General features: G+C 59.9%; 2 protein-coding genes. Both read right to left on the bottom strand.

Annotated elements, in window-relative coordinates; translation table 11 throughout:
• Positions 1-236, bottom strand: a 236-nt coding sequence (locus FZE95_RS19470; RefSeq protein ID WP_150302443.1) for an AlbA family DNA-binding domain-containing protein, incomplete at its 3' end; no start/stop codon positions are given.
• A 1-nt stretch (position 237) separates the two neighbouring features.
• The coding region (locus tag FZE95_RS19465) for a restriction endonuclease subunit S (protein WP_190324607.1) at positions 238-1044 on the bottom strand (807 nt) is incomplete at its 5' end.

Raw genomic sequence — 1044 nt, 5'->3', positions numbered from 1 at the left:
ACCGACAACGACGGCGAAGTCCGCGCCGCCACCATACCGGCCAACCCTTCCAGCATGCGATGTTCGGCATGCAGGCCGGTGGGCGTGGCATCATCCTCGACGCCCAGCCACAGCTCGCCGCCTTCGGCGTTGGCCAGACAGACCAGCGCCTCGATCAGCTCGCGGTCGGGGAGCTTCTTCAGGTCGCTCTTGAACTCGACGGTAAGGGTTTCGCGGGGCGGCAGGCGCCGGGTCATGTCAGGCTCCCGTTTGTGCAGCAGGTTGCTGCACAGATTCCAGCAGCGGGGTGACGCGGACGCGGCCAGTTAGGAGGTCGTCCATCAGGCCAACCTTCTGCTGGCGGAGCTTTTCCAGTTCGGCATCATGGGCTGCCAGATCCTGCTCAGTTTCCATAAGGATGGCAGCCGCTTGATCTTGCTCCCAGCGTTGAGGCACTGCAATTTCGTAGCTCCTGAAGAATGGCAGTCCGATGGTTTTGATCGTGCTTCCTATCGCAATAGCCTCGAACTTGGGCTTTTCTCGCTGTAGGTAGAAGTACAGGAAAAGGTTGTTCAGCTTTTCTCCGCAACGCCACGCTATGAAGTGCTGGCTCACCGCCATGTCGCAGTCCAGGATGGCACTTTTTCCGATCCCAGCATCGCGGGACAAGATGACGGTTCCCTCGGGATGAAGAACAGCCGATGAGTTGGCTATACCAAGTTCGCTGATTTCTTTGTCCGTCTCGTAGATATAGATCCTGTCGAGACGATGCGAGTCGGCCAGGGAAACCCACTTGATGCCGCCATTCCAGTAGGAAGAGACATTTTTACTTGGTGTGTGGCCGCTGCCTCGCACCGCAACAGTATCAAGCGGCAGCGCCTCCCACTCACTCGGAATCCACCCCAACGGCGACTCCTTGTAGAGCTGCGGCGCTTTGCTCTGCGGCGGTCGCAGTTGGCCGTTGGCGTCGATGCCACGGGTCAGCAGGTCGTGCAGCAGGCCCTGCTTGACGGCCTTGAGCTTGCCGATCAGCGCCTCGGTTTCGCGGATGGCGGTGTCGAGGGT

The sequence above is a fragment of the Pseudomonas profundi genome (assembly GCF_008638305.1).
Taxonomy (GTDB): domain Bacteria; phylum Pseudomonadota; class Gammaproteobacteria; order Pseudomonadales; family Pseudomonadaceae; genus Halopseudomonas; species Halopseudomonas profundi.
This window is presented reverse-complemented; position numbering and strand designations above follow the sequence as displayed.